This window comes from Sporosarcina sp. FA15 (genome assembly GCF_051550195.1).
Classification (GTDB): Bacteria; Bacillota; Bacilli; order Bacillales_A; family Planococcaceae; genus Sporosarcina; species Sporosarcina psychrophila.
This window is the reverse complement of sequence record NZ_CP188818.1, coordinates 1,028,420-1,045,169: the sequence shown is the minus strand read 5'-3', so window position 1 is coordinate 1,045,169 and position 16,750 is coordinate 1,028,420. Positions and strand designations below refer to the sequence as shown.

Here is a 16,750-nt window from a genome sequence, read left to right as displayed (position 1 = left end):
TACATCACAATGACATGAAGCACGAATGAACTATTTTCTCATTGTCCTTCGATTAAATTAAGCTTTGCGATGTTTTGGGATAACAAGCCCTTTCCTTGAATCATTTGATAATACTGGGTTTCGATTAGCCTGGAATCTAGGATATAATATCAGTACTATATAACAACGTATTATTATTAAGTTTTTATAAATCTATATATTGTATAACTGGGTACCTAAATAAACTAAGTAAAGGTGCTTAAAAGGTGTAGCTTAAGCCCTAAGAGTTGCGCCGAAGCTCCTTGACTTAGCGTCGGGGGAAAATCCCCCATGTCATAGTAAATTCAATGGGATTCAATATTCCGCATATCAATATATATATAATATTCCCCATATTTCAAGTTACTGGACCTTCACTTCTTTTCCATTTTCAAGATTAATAGACTTTCCGTTGTGTGAGATAGTTAACGCCTCTCCCTCTATTACCAAATAAGTTACTTCAGTTCTATCCATATGGATTTTTAGTAGCCTGCCTAGATATTGTAAATAAAAACCGAGTGAATCCCATTCACTAGGAAGAGAGGGTGTTAATGAAAGCCCCCCTTCTTTCACTCGTAAACCAGCAAATCCATAAACGATTGCTAGCCAAGTCCCACCCATATTGGCCATATGAAGGCCATCTTTTGTATTTCCATGTGTATTATCCAAATCTAGGCGAACCGTTTCATTAAAATAATCATATGCTTTCTTTTCGTAGCCTAGTTTGGAAGCCATTATGCTAAATACACAGGAAGATAATGATGAATCATGAGTGGTGATTTGTTCGTAATAATCGTAGGATCTTTTAATTGTTTCGAAATCTTGTTCATCTTCTAGCAGAAAATGAGCCAAGACAGTATCTGCTTGTTTGCATACTTGATATCTATAAAGTGTTAACGGATGATAATTCAATAAAAGTGGGAACTTATCTTTCGGAGTATTCTCTAAATCCCAACGCGCTTTTTGCAAAAAACTATCGTCCTGAGCATTGATTTTATAAGTTTCATCATATGGCAGATACATTTTTTCACCTGCTTCAGTCCATTTGCTTACTTCTAATTCTGTCAGTTCTAACCTTTCAGCTAATTGTTTTAGATGATTACCATCCTCTTCTTTTAACAGATAATATACTTTAGCAGCCCACAGTAAATTATGTTTTGCCATGACATTCGTATAATAATTATTATTCACAACGCATGTATATTCGTCTGGACCAGTTACACTATCAATTCTAAATAAGCCATTTTTCATGTGACCAACATCACCCCATAAACGTGCAGTTTCAAATAGGACTTCTGCCATATACTCTTTTAAAAATGCCTCGTCCTTCGTTACTAAATAATATTGAATATAACTATATGCGATATCTGCACTTATATGATACTGCGCAGTTCCGGCAGGGAAAAACGACGAGCTTTCCGGACCGGAAATCGTTCTCCAAGGGAATAAAGCCCCTTTTTCATGTCCCATCTCCATAGCTCTTTCCTTAGCACTCCCTAAAATAGAGTATCTATGAAGTAATAAGTTTTTCGCAATTTCAGGGCTCGTCATTAAGAATACCGGAAACATATAGATTTCAGTATCCCAGAAATAATGCCCTTCATAACCTTCACCAGATAAACCTTTTGCTGCAATATTACTTACCGGATCTTTGCCGACTGATTGTAAAAGTTGAAAGAGATTAAAACGAATGCCTTCTTGAAGCTGTGCATCACCATCAATCTTCACATCGGATTTACTCCAGAAATTATCTAGATATTCTCTTTGCTCCAGTAAAAGATCTTCAAAAGAAGATCCTTTAAGCTGCCGTTGAATAGCAATTGCATTTTCAATAACTGTTTCTCCATGTCTGAGTGTATCTGTATAAACATTGTATTTTGTAAATTGCACTGTTTCATCACCAACGCATGAGTAAGTCTCTTCTACGTAATTATCTGCGGTTTTACTTTCATACATATACTTTCCAGATTCAATCACAGAAGAAGTAACACAAGCCACTTCAAGCTTGGTAACATAGGTACTATTTTTTACTATGCTAAATTCTTTTTCTTTTCGAACTTCCGTTACATGTAGTCTTTTAGCATGACCTGAGGCTACCCGGGGGTCATTTTTATCAACAAAGTTAGAGACATCGCCATTAACAGTCGAAACAATTTTTAGCTGCTGAATATGGCTTAAAGGCTCTATATTAATATCTACTGCAAATAATTCCCTTCTAACAAAAGAAATGAGTCGTTTAAAATGGATTTTAACTTCTTTTCCTTTAGGTGATCTCCAATGTACAATTCGTTCGGCAAAACCCGCATCCATATGCAGATTTCGTTGGACATTAATTACTTCCCCTTCAAACATAGAAAATAGTTCGTCATCCAAATAAATATGTATAAATTGCCCATCAATGACATTCAGGATCTTTTGCTGTGTTTCTGGAAACCCATGCAACTTCTCTCCATAATTTATTTCTGTTTCATCATGAAAAGCATTTATATATGTACCTCGAATCGATTTATATGTATCCTTATAGCCCTCCTCGAAATTCCCTCTCACACCTAGATACCCATTGCCTAAGGACAAAAGACTTTCATTTAGCAGTAAGTTTTCATTATCTAACTCTGACTTCGTTAATTTCCACGTCATTGATATATCATTCCTTAGTCAATTAATATTTGTATGAAGATTTAAATTTCTTTATTCAAATTTGATTAAATTATATTTTCTCATTATATCGTTTTACAATTTCTTCAAACATCAATTCAGACGTATTTCCTACTAGATAGTCTGCATGCGATAAATGTTCTAATGCACCAACGCCAACAGAAAACATATTTGCTTTATTAATTGCCTCTACACCTACGGCTGCATCTTCTAGACCGATACATTCAGAGTAGGGAATATTCAAGAAGTCCGCTGCTGTTGTAAACGTTTCAGGATTAGGTTTTCCTTTCGTTACTTTTGTAGCATCTACAACGTAATCAAAATAATTTGTCAATAAAAGTTTCTCTAATACCTTAAGTGCATTTTTACTAGCTGAGCCAAGCGCAATTTTAATATGCTGAGCTTTGATTTTCTTCAATAGACTTTCAATGCCAGGCAATATATAATCTGGATTTATCAAGTCTATAAACTCCAAATAATGGTCATTCTTTTGATTTGCCAGTCTTAATCGCTCCTCATAAGACAAGCTTCGCGAGGAGGGGGTCAATTCCAAAATACGCTCTAAAGATTCCATACGACTTATTCCTTTAAGTTGTTCATTAAACTGTCTATCCATCGATACACCAAGTTCCTGTGCAAGCTTTTGCCACGCCAAAAAGTGGAACTCTGCTGTATCTGTGATAACGCCATCAAGGTCGAATATAAAAGCTTTTGGGTAGTGTGTCATGTCTTACTCCCCTTTCTTTTTAAGTAATTATATCGGGATTTGGCAGCTTCTTTACTTACGTAACGCCTTGACACTTTCCCGTTCGAGTAACTGATAGTCGACATAAATATGCTTCTTATCTAGTTTGTTTTCCATCAAACTTTGTAGCAACTGCGCTGAAAGCCTTCCGATTTCAATGAAATCCTGTCGAATTGTAGTAAGTTTCGGTTGGGTATAGCCACTAAGTACTAAATCATCAAACCCAGTAATAGAAATATCCTCAGGAATTCTTAATCCTGCTTCTTTTACCGCCCTCATTACACCAAATGCCATCAAATCACTAAAGCAAAGAAACGCTGTTGGTTGTTTAGTTTGCAGATACTTTTCCGCCAAAATATACGCTTGCTGCTCGGAAAATTGAGCATACAGCACGTCTTCATCACACATCACCAAGTCATTTTCTTTAAATGCTTCCTGAACTCCTTTAATCCTCTCTGCATTTACATCGGTTTCTTTTGTCCCCGCCACGATAACAATGTCTCGATGATTGCGTTCTATTAAGTAACCAGCAATCTCTCTACTAGCTTTGGCGTTGTCAATAGAGACACTGCCAATCAATCCATTGTTCATATCTGTCATAATGTCGACAATCACACAGGGGATATTGGTATCGATTAGTTCTTTATAATATGGATCATCAGTGCGTATTCCCTGTAAAATCGCACCACCAATATTTCGCTCCCGACAATATTGAGCATAACTTTTTTGTTTCTGCTTCAATGAATCTATTAGAAAAATCGACAATTCATTTTGACTTTCTTCAACAGCGGTATACACTCCTTTGAATATATCGAATGCGTTGTTATCTTTTTCATTATTGTTAAGAACGCCAGATGAAATCAATCCAATAGTCATTTGCTTTTTTGATGATAAATTTTTGGCTACAACATTAGGTGTATAATTCAATTCTTTTGCGATAGCGAAAATTCTTTGTCGTGTTTTTTCACTAATATCAACATAATTATTGAAAGCTTTTGATACGACACCAATGGATACACCTGCTTTTTTTGCAACATCTTTTATTGTAGTCATTTTAGAATCACTTCCTTAATTAGTTAATATTAATAACGGGCAATCGCATTATCTATAGAGTCGAACCCGATAATGCTCTCATAAAACCCGAAAAAACTTGCATTCTCTTTCCCACTGCAAGAACGAATTTATTTCACTGCGCCTTCCCCAATACCTTTAATAATATGTTTTTGTGCAAGTACATAGAAAATTACAACTGGAATGATTGTCAACATCAATCCCGCCATTGCTAAATTCCACTTAATCGTAAATTCGCCAAAGAAATAAAAAGTTGATAGTGGTATTGTTCGAAGCCCCTTGTCAGTAAGTGTTAGGGACGGTAATAGATAATCATTCCAAATATTAATAACGTTTAGGATCATCACAGTAACAGTAATCGGTTTCAACATCGGGAAAATGATTTTCCAAAAGACCCCAAACTTTGAAGCTCCATCAATCGTAGCTGCTTCTTCCAGAGTGATTGGAATAGACTTAATAAAACCATGATATAGAAAGACAGAAATACTTGAACTAAATCCAACATGCATAAAAATTAAACCTTCACGAGTATTGAACATTGGAATGTGTAACGTATTCGTAATAGTACTCATGAGTTGCATTAAAGGCATCATCAATGTTTGGAAAGGTATAAGCATCGTTGCTATAAAAGTCATGAAAATAATTTTGCTCAACTTATTGTCCGTTCTAGCTAACATCCATGCAGTCATCGAAGATAAAACAACAATAATCACAACTGAGAAAATAGTAATATATAATGAGTTTCCCAGCGCAGTCAAAAAATTCATCTTTTCCATAGCTTCTAGATAATACTGAAAACTGAATTTCCCAGGCAATGCAAGTGCATTTTCATAAAGTTCACGGCGATCTTTAAATGAGTTTACAATGATTATGTAAATGGGAGATAAGAAGAAAAGTGCTGCCAATAAGAGTAATACTTCTTTTGTAATTCCTCGTATTTTTCCCATCACATCTCTACCTCCCGCTTCTTCGTAATATAGACTTGAGTCAGTGTAATAGCAGCAACAACAAAGAAAAATACAATTGCTTTCGCTTGACCAAATCCATAATTACCATAACCAAAAATTTCATTATAAATATTCATCGCAAACATTTCCGTCGAATTAGCTGGGCCACCACCTGTTAAGGACAAGTTTACATCATAAATTTTAAATGCTGATGAAAGAGTTAAAAATAAACTGATTGTAAAAGCTGGCATTAATAAAGGAAAAGTGATTTTTCTAAGTCTTTGCCACCCACTTGCACCATCAATTTTAGATGCTTCGACTACGTCATTGGGAATACCTTGAATTCCCGCGATATAAATGATCATAATGTATCCCGCCATTTGCCATGTGAAAACGAGAACTAGGGCATATAATGCATAATCAATATCGATTAGCCAATTAAAAAATACATTGTCTAGTCCAGTCACTTTACCTATCAATGTAAATACATCCAAAAAGATAAATTGCCAAATGTATCCTAGTATTAGTCCACCGATCAAATAGGGCATAAATACCATTGTACGTGCCATATTTGCAATTCTGAGTTTGGATGTCACCAGTAAAGCAAAAGCTAGTCCTACCACATTTACTGAAATAACTGCTAAAAATGTAAACAATGTCGTTTTCCATGTAGATGCAAGAAAACGTGTGTCACCAAATAACTTGATGAAATTATCAAATCCTACAAATACTTTTGGGTTTGCTGCAATCCCATCCCATTCGAAAAAGGAGTAGTAAATTCCTATTAAAAAAGGAATAATCACTACCGTAACAAAAATTAGCAATAGCGGAGCAGTAAATAATATGTACCACCCTTTATTATTTTTTCCTGGCATGTAACCACCACTTTCTAGTAGTTTTTCTATCTTTCAACTAGTTAATAAAGGAAGATAGATTATAAAAATCTATCTTCCTATTCATGATAACTATGATGTTATAGTGATATTATTTCACAGCGTTTTTCCATGCTCCATCCATTTTTTGAATGAATTCATCACCTGTCATATCTTTTGACAAGAAGAATTCTTCTGCAGCTGGCGCAAAATCATTCGGAATAATATTAGCTGGGAAATAATTTAGTGCCCAAGGTATTGTTTGACCACTATTTGAAGCTTTTAATACATCTTGAGATAGTGGATCTAAATTGCCTGCATCGATATTTGTCAAAGCTGGAACAAATCCGAATTCCTCAACAATGTATTGATGACCCGTTTCAGTTGTAAACATCCAGTTCAAAAAGTCATTTGCTGCTTTAACTTCAGCCTCATCTTTTTCCCCATTAATCGTCCAGTTGTTACCGACTCCAACAGCCAATTTATCATTGCCCATTAATGGGAACGGTAACATGCCTACTTCAAAATCCACATCGAAATCAGACAGCATACCCCACGCCCAGTTACCTTGATGAATCATTGCAGATTTACCAGCAGCAAAGTCACCTACTTCTTTGTCATACGTTACATCCAATGGACTTACCGTATTCGTTTTAATAGCATCCATAAATTTCCCAAACTCTTGGAATTCTTTCGTGCCTGCCATCGTAACTCCACCATCTGTCAATTTATCGATGAACTCGTAATGATCGTTTTGCAATGCGAAAGGATAGTTTGCAATATGGCCAATTAAGAAATAAGCTTCTTTAGAAAGACCAAAACCATTAATATCTTCAGCTTTAAACTTTTCTAATGTACGTACAAAAGATTCATAGTCGGCAACGTCTTCAGGTTTAACTAAATCTTTGTTGTAAACCATACCAAATCCTTCGACGCCATATGGAACACCAACGATCTTATCATCAATTTCTAATTCCATTCCAGGAGCAATGTGTTTTACATATCCTTCAGAAGTCATATCGTAAGCATACGATTTTAGTTTTTCAGCTTCTGTCACATTTTGAAGACTAAAAATAGACGGACCTTGATTACTGTTCAGACGAATTTGTAGTTGTTGGAAGTAATCATCACCTGTTGTCCCCCAGACTTCCACTTCGACGCCTGTTTCTTTCGTATATTCTTTTGTCAGTGCTTCCAACTGATCAGATATTTCAACCTTACTTTGGAAAATCGTGATTTTTTGAGCTGCTGATTTTTCAGGCTCTTTAGTACTTTCTTCCGATTTTTCACCATCTTCTTTTCCACTACTACATGCAGTTAAAAGAAGTAATAAAGCTATTAGCAATAGACTACCAATCTTTCTTTTTTGATGCTTCATTTAATTTCCCCCTCTTATCATTTGAATTTTTATAGTAAATAAAATGAATAATCATTTTATAACTACCAACATTTAATACACCCTTTACTAGTTATCCTGCATTAGTTAGCTTTATATGCAGAGGATGCAGGTCCTCCATCGAGTGATATTTCACTCTGTTAAACCAAATGGTATTTCTATAAAATCATCACACTCATGAATTTCACCAAAAACCTCAAATGTTATGCTCTCCTTGTTTTCCACCTTCACTGACAAGGTAGATTTTGTTATTGAAATAGTAACCGGCTGAGCCTGCCAATGAATCGTAAACTTCATATGATGCCAATGTTTTGGTATTCTTGGGTTTATTCTAAGTCTTCCATCGACAAGCCTGATTCCAGCAAAACCAAAGATTGCTGATTTCCAAATACCACCAATAGAAGCCGCATGAACACCATCATCTGATGTATTCATCAGTGGTCCTAAGTCGATTTCACTAGATTTTTTAAATAAAGAATAGGCTAAATCAATGTCACCAATATCATTTGCTACGATTGCGTGTGTCGCCAAACTTAGCGATGAATCATGTAATGTCTTCGGTTCATAATAATTAAAATTTGCTCGTTTAACAGCTTCTGAAATGCGTTCATCATCATTTAAAAAAGTTTGTTCTAACAAGTAAAACAAGATTAATGTGTCCGCCTGTTTCGTAATCTGCAATTTATTTATTTGTTCCGAATTATAATCTCGATAGATACCTCTAACTTTCTCCTGATTTTTATATTTCGCGAGATCAATTTCTTTTAACAGTAAATACGTATCATCTTGCGGTATTACTAGATCTTCTTCGCGCGGTTCTGGTAAATAGATTTTTCCTGCTTTATCCTGCCAATGTTGATATGCTTTATCCAAATTCAACTTTTTGGTTAGTTCTTTTAAACACATCGGGTTTTCCATTGTTAACTTTTCATAATAGCGGATTGCTAGTTTCATATTGAAATACGCCATATAATTCGTAAAGGCATTGTTATCTACATGTTCTTTGTACTCATCCGGACCAATTACATCATTGATATGATATTTTTGTTTTTTCTCGTTCCACTCAAGCCGACTTGCCCAAAACGTTGCTGTATCAAAAATAATCTCATAACCATAGTGGTCCATGAATCCCTGATCAGCTGTAACATTATAGTATTGATAAACAGCAAAGGCGATATCTGCAGTAATGTGCTGTTCGATAAATCCTGACCAAATTTTCGTCTGATTTCCAGTAACGATATCAATATCTCCCCAAACTGGCGTTACTTCTCCATCTGTCGGCCAGGCTACTTCCCACGGATACATCGCACCAAGGTAACCATTTTCTCTAGCTTTTTTCCTTGCTCCTACTAAACCATGGTAACGATAGGTTAATAGCGATTTTGCAACTTTGGGATTAGAATAGATGAAAAATGGAAGAATGAATAATTCTGTATCCCAAAACGAATGTCCTTTATAACCTTCTCCACTTAACGCTTTTGCTGCGATTCCCATTCTGTCATCGTGTGCTGGTGTCATAATGGTTAAATGGTAAAGCGAAAAACGCAATGCAAGTTGATCAAAGTCATCATCGCTATTAATCTCGAAATTATATGCTTCCCATATCTTGTTCTGCCACGTCTCCAAATGTGACTGAAAAAGTGTATCATATCCTTTTCCGGAGCTGTCTTGTAAATCTTGTAATGAATGGTCGCGAAGTTGTTGTATATTGTATTCAGCTTTTTCGAATTCCTTATCTCGGCTAGTGAACACTGTTGTTATTTTTTCTATTTCCAGTTTATCAGTAGGCTGAAGACTGAAATCATAAGTCAACCATACTTTTCGACGATCCATATTCATCTCAGGAACTTTGATTCTTTCCTCATCATTAACCGTAATTTTATGAGTTGTGTTAATTACAACATCAATTTTAGATTCATTAGTTGTTTGGACTAACTGAATGAATTGCTTATCAAAAATTCTTCGTTCACCTTCAAGAAAATGTTGTGATCCAGAATTGCTCATTTGTGCATCAATACCGGAATCAAGGGAAATTCGAACTGGATCTGTAAGACTTTCAACCATCATTTTCATCCCAATTAAATGTAAGTTATCCAGTGAAACAAACCGTCTAAAATGGAATCGTAATTCTTTTCCTCTTGGTGAAGTCCAGTCAAAATACCTTGTCAGCTCAGCCGTTTTCAGATTTAATTGTCGCTGGTAATTCTTCGTTTCTCCAAATTCAAGGCTAAAACGTTCACCATCTATCCGTATATCAAACCTTGTAACATCCGCTAAATTTGGTAACTCCGTAACTTCATTTTCCTCAGCTCTATTAAATGTTCCACTTATAAGCAAATTTCTTTTGTCTTTTATGTATGGCTCTTCAGTAGTAGATCTCAATCCCATATATCCATTTCCAAGATACATAATTGATTCACTTTTCCCTAATGTATCAGGAGAAAACTCAACTTCGGAAACAACCCAATTCTTGAGTTCTCCTTTACCTTGCGAATAATTCATCATACAATGAAAGTCCTCCCTTCAGTGAATACGCTTTCATTAATTCACGAAAACGTTTTAGTTTTAAACTAAAAAAATATACGCTTTGATTGAGATGCTCAATATGACCATTTGCGAAATCGTTTTAGATTTTGTTTAAAAACTAATATATGAGCTTACAACGAATTATAGAACCGATATTCTAAATTGTCAATCAATTTATTTTGATTTCTATGATCCTTTAGTCTACTAGTAATCTGTTCGAAAGGAATATCTATCGATTCATTGACTTCAAAAAAGTTGCTATCCCCTATGACAAGGAAATCTTGCCCATAAGTTCTAACAACTTTATATCTACTAATTCAAAGTTTCCTTTTCAACATTCCCAGTTTCTACTTGCCTCCTCATTACGAGTCAGAAGTTAACCCCTCTACTACCGTCATAACTGCCTCTTTTAATTTCAATAAAAGCGCGTCACTTTCAACTTTTGTCGCGCCCTTCACTCCAAAATAGAACTTAATTTTCGGTTCTGTTCCAGATGGACGGATGGCGAACCATGCACCATTAGACAATATAAATTTAAGAGCATTCGCGATAGGTAAATTGAGTGGCCGCCGATCCCCCGTTTCAACGTTAACAAAATGTCCAGATGAATAATCTTCAATGATTGAAAGGGGTTTGGTAAACTCTTTTACAAATGATGTCGACCGGAAATAATTCACGATTTCATCAATTTTCGCCATTCCAGTCTTCCCTCTTAGCGTTATTGATTCCAAACTTTCTTGATAAAAGCCGTGCTCTTCATACAGTTCGTGTAGTCCATCCAATAATGTTTGGCCTTTTGCTTTATAACGAGCGGCCACTTCAGCAATTAAAACCGATGCTTGGACAGCGTCTTTATCCCGTACGAAATCGCCAATCAGGTAGCCATAGCTCTCCTCATAACCAAATAAGAAAGTTGACTCTGCAGTTTCTTCAAATTCTAAGATTTTTTCACTTATAAATTTAAACCCTGTAAGGACGTCCATCGTTTTAACACCATACTTGTCTGCAATCGCCCTACCAAGTTCTGATGTGACGATTGTTTTTAAAACAACACCATTTTTCGGCATTGTATCGCGGTCCGACTTATCTTCCAACAATGCATTTAATAGTAATGCACCAATCTGATTACCTGTTAAAAAAACATATTCTCCTTCTAAATCCCGTACTGCAACTCCCATTCGGTCTGCATCTGGATCAGTAGCTATGAGTAGATCCGCTTTCACTTTATAGCCATATGTAAGTGCCATTTCGAAGGCTTGTGATTCCTCCGGATTTGGGTACTTAACGGTTGTAAAATTCGGATCTGGAATTGCCTGTTCACTAACTATGGTTACGTCCGAGAAGCCTGCTACCTCTAGTCCTCTACTAACTAATTTGCCCCCTGCTCCGTGAAGTGGAGAATATACAATCGATAGACCTTTATCCGGCTCTCCGCCTAAAAGTATTCCATTCAAATGCAATACATACCGGTCGCTCATTTCATGATTCAAATAAGTAAGCAATCCCTCTTTTAAGAGAATAGCCTCTTCCGCGACCTCAACCGAAAATAGATCATTAATACTCTCCGTATGAGCAGTAATCGCATTTGCGGCTTCTAAAGTTACTTGTCCACCATCTTCTCCGTATACCTTCAGTCCATTGTATTCTGATGGATTATGGCTTGCTGTAATGACAATGCCCGAAAACGTATTCAACTCCCGCACTGCAAAGGATAACAATGGAGTAGATTGAAGTTCATCAAACAAATAACAACGAATGCCATTAAACCCAAGGACTTTCGCCACTTCAAGACCAAATTCCGCAGATTGATGCCTCGGATCATAAGCAATTACGACGCCCCTATTTTCTGCAACCTCCCCGCAGCTTTTTATATATAAAGCAAGCCCAAGTGCCGCTTTCCTAACAGTGTAGATATTCATCCGATTCGTACCAAACCCCAGTTCTCCGCGCAAGCCGGCCGTGCCGAATGAGAGATTTTTATAAAAACAATCTTCCAGTAATTCTTTATTGTTTTTTTCAACCAGAAGTTGTTGCTTTAGTGCAACTTCTAAATCACCATAATTAAACCATTTTGCTGCTCCATCTTGCCACGCCACATGAATAACCTCCCAAAGTCATTTGAATGCACCACTACGTTCATATGCTACAGAACCCCTACAAATTGTCAACTCGACTGAACCTTCTTGCCCTAGAACAACAACATCAGCATCTTTACCAGTCATTAATGATCCTTTTCGTCCTGATAGCCCTAAACGATTCGCTTGGTTTATTGAGGTGATTTGCAGTTGTTCATGGATAGACAACTCTAGCCACTTGGCGAGGTTCAATCTAGCGCTATTCATCGTCACTATGCTTCCAGCCAAAGAACCAGTCGACGTTAATAAACATTTGTCGTCGCGCACAGTCACTTCCTGGCCGCCCAAATCATACTCCCCATCTGGCATCCCTTTCGCACGCATCCCGTCAGTTATGACTAGTACTTTTTCAAGCCCTTTCATTTTCACAATGAGTTTCATTAAATCCGGATGAAAATGAATGCCATCTGGAATAATTTCAACATGGATATCGTCCTGTAAAAGAACTGCTCCAACAACTCCAGGATCACGATGGTGCATTCCTTTCATGCCATTAAACAAATGCGTTGCATGGCTAACACCGTGTGATATGGCATGAACTGATTCATCATAGGATGCATTTGTATGACCCATCGATGGAATCACATTGGTTTTGTTAAGTTCAGTTAGAAGTTCAAAATCGTTGTCCAACTCCGGCGCATATGTGATGATTTTAATAGAACATCCAGATAATTCCTGCCATTCTTTAAATAAATTAGCATCCGGCGTAATAATAGCATTTTCTGGTTGGGCCCCTTTTTGTGTTTTATTAATAAAAGGGCCTTCTAAATGAATACCTAGCATTTCCGCGGTTCCCGGATCATTGCTTTCTACTCGATATCTCCCAAGACTTTTTAGCGTTTCACTAGTATAAGAGACTGGATTCGTTATGGTTGTTGCCAGGAATGAGGTTGTCCCCTCTTTTGCTAGAGCAAGCGCTATTCCTTCAAAAGCTTCCTGTTTACCATCCATAAAGTCGAATCCTGCCGCTCCATGAACATGAATATCAATCATACCTGGAATCACATATTGTTTCCCTTTACAATCGATTACTCGATCTGCCGTAGCCAAAGAGGGGCAATCTCCCATCACACCAATAGACTCGATTTTTTCTTCTTTAATATGTATAAACCCTTCGTGCAATACACTATCTTCCAAAACTAGTGTAGCGTTAATTAAATATAAGTTTCCCAAGAATAACTTCCTTCCATACGTTCAGTCTAGTATTGCAATATAAATCGACACTCATTCAATTATGCACAATCACACTTATCCTCTTTCGATTCTATCGACCAACATCTGCTCAACAGCCCACTCTACTTTTTCTGCATTAATGTGACCCGTTTTTTCTTCCAGCGCATTTAGAACACCAATTGATAGTCCATATTTGATTAAGGCTGCATCTTCTAAACCACGGGCTATTCCCGCAGCAAACCCCGCAATTACGGAATCACCAGAACCTACAGGATTAATCGCCTTAATCTTAGGGGCCTTTGCTCTGTAAAGAGTCTTGTTATTTTTCACAATCGCGCCATCCGCGCCTAGCGTGACAACAACCCAAGGGATATCTGCAAACAGCGCTGATTCTAGCGCTTCCATAATTTGTGTTTCATCAAGAGACGTTTGACCAAGTAAATCTGCAAGTTCTTCCTCATTCGGTTTAATTAAATAAGGCTTATGTTCACTTGCTACTTGTGCTGTTAATAAAGCCCCATTCGCATCTAGTAAAACCTGGGTATCATATTGGTTGCAAATCTTCACTAATTCAACATAAAAATCCGTCGGCAAGCCTTTTGGCAGACTTCCAGATAGTGTTACAATCTCAACCTGTTCTGCATATTCAGTAAATTTATCTAAAAAAAGTGCCGCTTCACCTACTGATATTACTGGGCCAGTTTCTAATATCTCCGTCTGTTTTCCTTCATGGATTACAGCTATGCAATTGCGCGTTTCACCATCTATCGGAACAAAAAAATCTTGAATTCCAATTACCGCAAGTTGCGTACGAATGAAATCTCCTAAGCTACCACCTAAAAAGCCCGATGCAGCGACATCTTCGCCTAGTTGTTGCAATACCCGTGCTACATTCAACCCTTTTCCGCCCGCAGTTTTAGATACATCTTCGACCCTGTTTACCGTATCAAGCAATAAGTTATCAAGCTTATAACTAATATCTACTGCTGGATTTAATGTAATCGTTAATATCATCGTATACCACTCCATCCTCAATAATACATTACAAAGTTTACCCCTGTATACTCAAATGGAGTGAGAATATTCCCTCACTCCACATCGTCATGCTTTTCCGTCACTCATGCACATGATTATTTTCTCTTTAACTGCGTTCCTCATAGCGTCTTTAGCTGGTTTCATATACTTTCTTGTATCTGTTTCATTTGGATTTTCTATTAAATACGTGCGCAATGCTTCAGAGAACGGGATCTTTAGCTCCGTCGAAATATTTACTTTTGCACAACCAAGTGAAATACATGTTCGAACATCCTCTTGTGAAATTCCCGAAGCACCATGAAGCACAATTGGAATTTCTACTAAGTTTTTTATCTTTTCTAGACGATCAAAGTCAAGATTCGGTTTAGTCTCATAAAGACCGTGACCTGTGCCAATCGCAACAGCGAGTGAGTCAATACCTGTTCTCTCAATAAATTCTTGTACAGTATCTGGATCTGTATACGCTGCATCTGCTGCTTCAACAATAATATCATCTTCTTGCCCAACTAATTTCCCTAGTTCAGCTTCGACAGTCGCACCATATTTGTGAGCTTCATCTACTACTTTTTTAGAGAGAGCAATATTTTCTTCAAAAGTACCATGTGATCCATCCACCATGACCGCTTTTACACCTAACTCAAGCGATTCTACAATCGATTCAACTGTTTCATGATGATCTAAGTGCAATGCAATTGGTATATCATTGCTCTTTGCTGCTACTTCAGCAATTGCTTGAATATATTCACGACCACCATAAGCCATCGTTCCAGGAGTCGCCGCTAGGATGACGGGCGATCTTAATTCAACTGCTGCCTCAATGACCACTTGGATTGTTTCTAGATTATGAATATTAAAAGCAGGAACAGCATACCCTTCTTTTCTAGCTTTAATGAGCATTTCTTTCGTGTTTTGTACGTATCCCATCACTTTTCCCCCTAGTTATTCCATTAATGAATTGAATCGATTTGATAACTGGATAACTTATTTTTTATAGTCGTAAATAGTAACACCTTTAACGACACGGCTAATCGCTCCATCCGGACTCGGATTGTCTGGTGTGATTCCTAATTGAATTGATTTTTTCAATGCTAGAGCTTGGGCGAAAATGATATACAATAATGCAAGATGGAAGTCGCTTGAAAGTGATTCTGTGCCAGTATTTACTGAAATAACCCAGTCAGCTAGTTTTTCAACTTCTTCATCCTTCGTTTCAGTAAGTGCTACAATTTTCATGCCAGATTTTGCTGCCGCTAATTCCTGTAAAATATCCAGATCGTATTTTCTTGTATAGGGATCTTGTGACATGAATAAAACGACTGCTGATTTGTCATTCAAAATTGATTTCGGACCATGACGGAATCCGAGTGATGATTCGTGGATTGCAACAACTTGTCCACCGGAGAGTTCAAGCATTTTTAAAGCTGCTTCATGTGACAGTTGAGCAAGTAAACCTGAACCTAAATATGCAATTCGTTCAAAATCAAATCCCAATACTTCATCAACAGTGTTCCCTAGTCTTTCAATTAACTGTTCCGCACTAGTAATAACTTGTGTTGCTACGTCTTTCGTAAAGACATCCTCAGTAAACAACACATAAGCAGCAATGGTCATACTCGTGAAACTACTTGTCATTGCTAATGATTGATCATTTGCTTTTTCAGGCATTAACAGCGTAATACTTTTGTCATCGCCTTGAATATTTTTCGCTAATTGTCCATCCTTATTACATGTAATAACAACTTGATAAAAGTCAGTAACAATCTCTTGCCCTAATGTAACAGTCGCAACACTTTCCGGGCTATTACCGGACCGTGCAAATGACACCAAGATTGTTGGTATCTCTTTAAATAAGTATTCTGTTGGATTGGAGACAATATCAGTTGTTGGGATTGATTCAAATTGGACGTTTTGTTGATTTTGTCGTGCTAATTCTGGAACTAAAGTGTCGCCAACAAATGCAGATGTACCGGCACCAGTTAAAATAACTCGAACAGTATCATGTTTTTTGTAAATGGATGTAAGAAATCCTTTTAAAGTTTCTTGCTGCTCTACTAAATCTGTAACCAGTTCCTTCCATACAACTGGCTGTTGATGTATTTCCCTTGTCGTATGTACCGCATTGCTTTCCTTAATTTGGTCTGAAGTTAGATTAAACATTTTAACATCCTCCACTTCTT

The 16,750-nt window shown here is 37.0% G+C and carries 12 protein-coding genes; all 12 read right to left on the bottom strand.

Annotated features, from left to right (window positions below):
* Positions 1-381 precede the first annotated feature (381 nt).
* Entirely contained in the window at positions 382-2,655 is a 2,274-nt protein-coding gene (locus ACP8HG_RS04920; protein WP_438298279.1) for a glycoside hydrolase family 65 protein, read from the bottom strand.
* A gap of 70 nt (positions 2,656-2,725) precedes the next feature.
* Complete coding sequence (gene pgmB, locus ACP8HG_RS04915; protein ID WP_340742023.1) at positions 2,726-3,400, bottom strand: beta-phosphoglucomutase; 675 nt, start codon at positions 3,398-3,400, stop codon at positions 2,726-2,728.
* 51 nt (positions 3,401-3,451) lie between these two features.
* Positions 3,452-4,471, bottom strand: a complete 1,020-nt coding sequence (locus tag ACP8HG_RS04910; RefSeq protein WP_340742022.1) for a LacI family DNA-binding transcriptional regulator — start codon at positions 4,469-4,471, stop codon at positions 3,452-3,454.
* Positions 4,472-4,599: 128 nt separating this feature from the next.
* Complete coding sequence (locus ACP8HG_RS04905) at positions 4,600-5,436, bottom strand: carbohydrate ABC transporter permease (RefSeq protein ID WP_340742021.1); 837 nt, start codon at positions 5,434-5,436, stop codon at positions 4,600-4,602.
* Positions 5,436-6,311, bottom strand: a complete 876-nt coding sequence (locus tag ACP8HG_RS04900) for a carbohydrate ABC transporter permease (protein ID WP_340742020.1) — start codon at positions 6,309-6,311, stop codon at positions 5,436-5,438. Before ACP8HG_RS04900 ends, ACP8HG_RS04905 begins: the two co-directional genes overlap by 1 nt.
* Positions 6,312-6,420: 109 nt before the next feature.
* Positions 6,421-7,686 carry a sugar ABC transporter substrate-binding protein gene (locus tag ACP8HG_RS04895; RefSeq protein ID WP_340742019.1) on the bottom strand — a complete coding sequence of 422 codons (1,266 nt, stop codon included), beginning with the start codon at positions 7,684-7,686 and terminating at the stop codon, positions 6,421-6,423.
* Positions 7,687-7,836: 150 nt separating this feature from the next.
* On the bottom strand, positions 7,837-10,209 hold the full coding sequence (locus ACP8HG_RS04890) for a glycoside hydrolase family 65 protein (RefSeq protein WP_438298278.1): 2,373 nt from the start codon (positions 10,207-10,209) through the stop codon (positions 7,837-7,839).
* Between the two features lie 383 nt (positions 10,210-10,592).
* Positions 10,593-12,332 carry a phospho-sugar mutase gene (locus tag ACP8HG_RS04885; RefSeq protein WP_422397648.1) on the bottom strand — a complete coding sequence of 580 codons (1,740 nt, stop codon included), beginning with the start codon at positions 12,330-12,332 and terminating at the stop codon, positions 10,593-10,595.
* 12 nt (positions 12,333-12,344) lie between these two features.
* The gene (nagA, locus tag ACP8HG_RS04880) at positions 12,345-13,538 is read right to left on the bottom strand and encodes an N-acetylglucosamine-6-phosphate deacetylase (RefSeq protein ID WP_187047617.1); all 1,194 of its coding nucleotides are present in this window, start codon (positions 13,536-13,538) and stop codon (positions 12,345-12,347) included.
* Positions 13,539-13,613: 75 nt separating this feature from the next.
* A complete protein-coding gene (locus ACP8HG_RS04875; protein ID WP_187047616.1) occupies positions 13,614-14,552 on the bottom strand; it encodes a hexose kinase in 939 nt (312 codons plus the stop codon).
* 87 nt (positions 14,553-14,639) lie between these two features.
* Entirely contained in the window at positions 14,640-15,497 is an 858-nt protein-coding gene (gene gatY / locus ACP8HG_RS04870) for a tagatose-bisphosphate aldolase subunit GatY (protein ID WP_187047615.1), read from the bottom strand.
* A gap of 57 nt (positions 15,498-15,554) precedes the next feature.
* Positions 15,555-16,730, bottom strand: coding sequence for an SIS domain-containing protein (locus ACP8HG_RS04865; RefSeq protein ID WP_438298277.1), 1,176 nt, complete (start codon positions 16,728-16,730; stop codon positions 15,555-15,557).
* Positions 16,731-16,750 lie beyond the last annotated feature (20 nt).

Excerpts from the sequence above, each read along its gene's own strand:
- ACP8HG_RS04875 (WP_187047616.1), bottom strand. The coding sequence starts at position 14,552 with ATGATATTAACGATTACATTAAATCCAGCAGTAGATATTAGTTATAAG.
- pgmB (WP_340742023.1), bottom strand. The coding sequence starts at position 3,400 with ATGACACACTACCCAAAAGCTTTTATATTCGACCTTGATGGCGTTATC.
- ACP8HG_RS04865 (WP_438298277.1), bottom strand. The coding sequence starts at position 16,730 with ATGTTTAATCTAACTTCAGACCAAATTAAGGAAAGCAATGCGGTACAT.
- gatY (WP_187047615.1), bottom strand. The coding sequence starts at position 15,497 with ATGGGATACGTACAAAACACGAAAGAAATGCTCATTAAAGCTAGAAAA.
- ACP8HG_RS04905 (WP_340742021.1), bottom strand. The coding sequence starts at position 5,436 with ATGGGAAAAATACGAGGAATTACAAAAGAAGTATTACTCTTATTGGCA.
- ACP8HG_RS04890 (WP_438298278.1), bottom strand. The coding sequence starts at position 10,209 with ATGATGAATTATTCGCAAGGTAAAGGAGAACTCAAGAATTGGGTTGTT.
- ACP8HG_RS04895 (WP_340742019.1), bottom strand. The coding sequence starts at position 7,686 with ATGAAGCATCAAAAAAGAAAGATTGGTAGTCTATTGCTAATAGCTTTA.
- ACP8HG_RS04900 (WP_340742020.1), bottom strand. The coding sequence starts at position 6,311 with ATGCCAGGAAAAAATAATAAAGGGTGGTACATATTATTTACTGCTCCG.
- ACP8HG_RS04920 (WP_438298279.1), bottom strand. The coding sequence starts at position 2,655 with ATGACGTGGAAATTAACGAAGTCAGAGTTAGATAATGAAAACTTACTG.
- ACP8HG_RS04910 (WP_340742022.1), bottom strand. The coding sequence starts at position 4,471 with ATGACTACAATAAAAGATGTTGCAAAAAAAGCAGGTGTATCCATTGGT.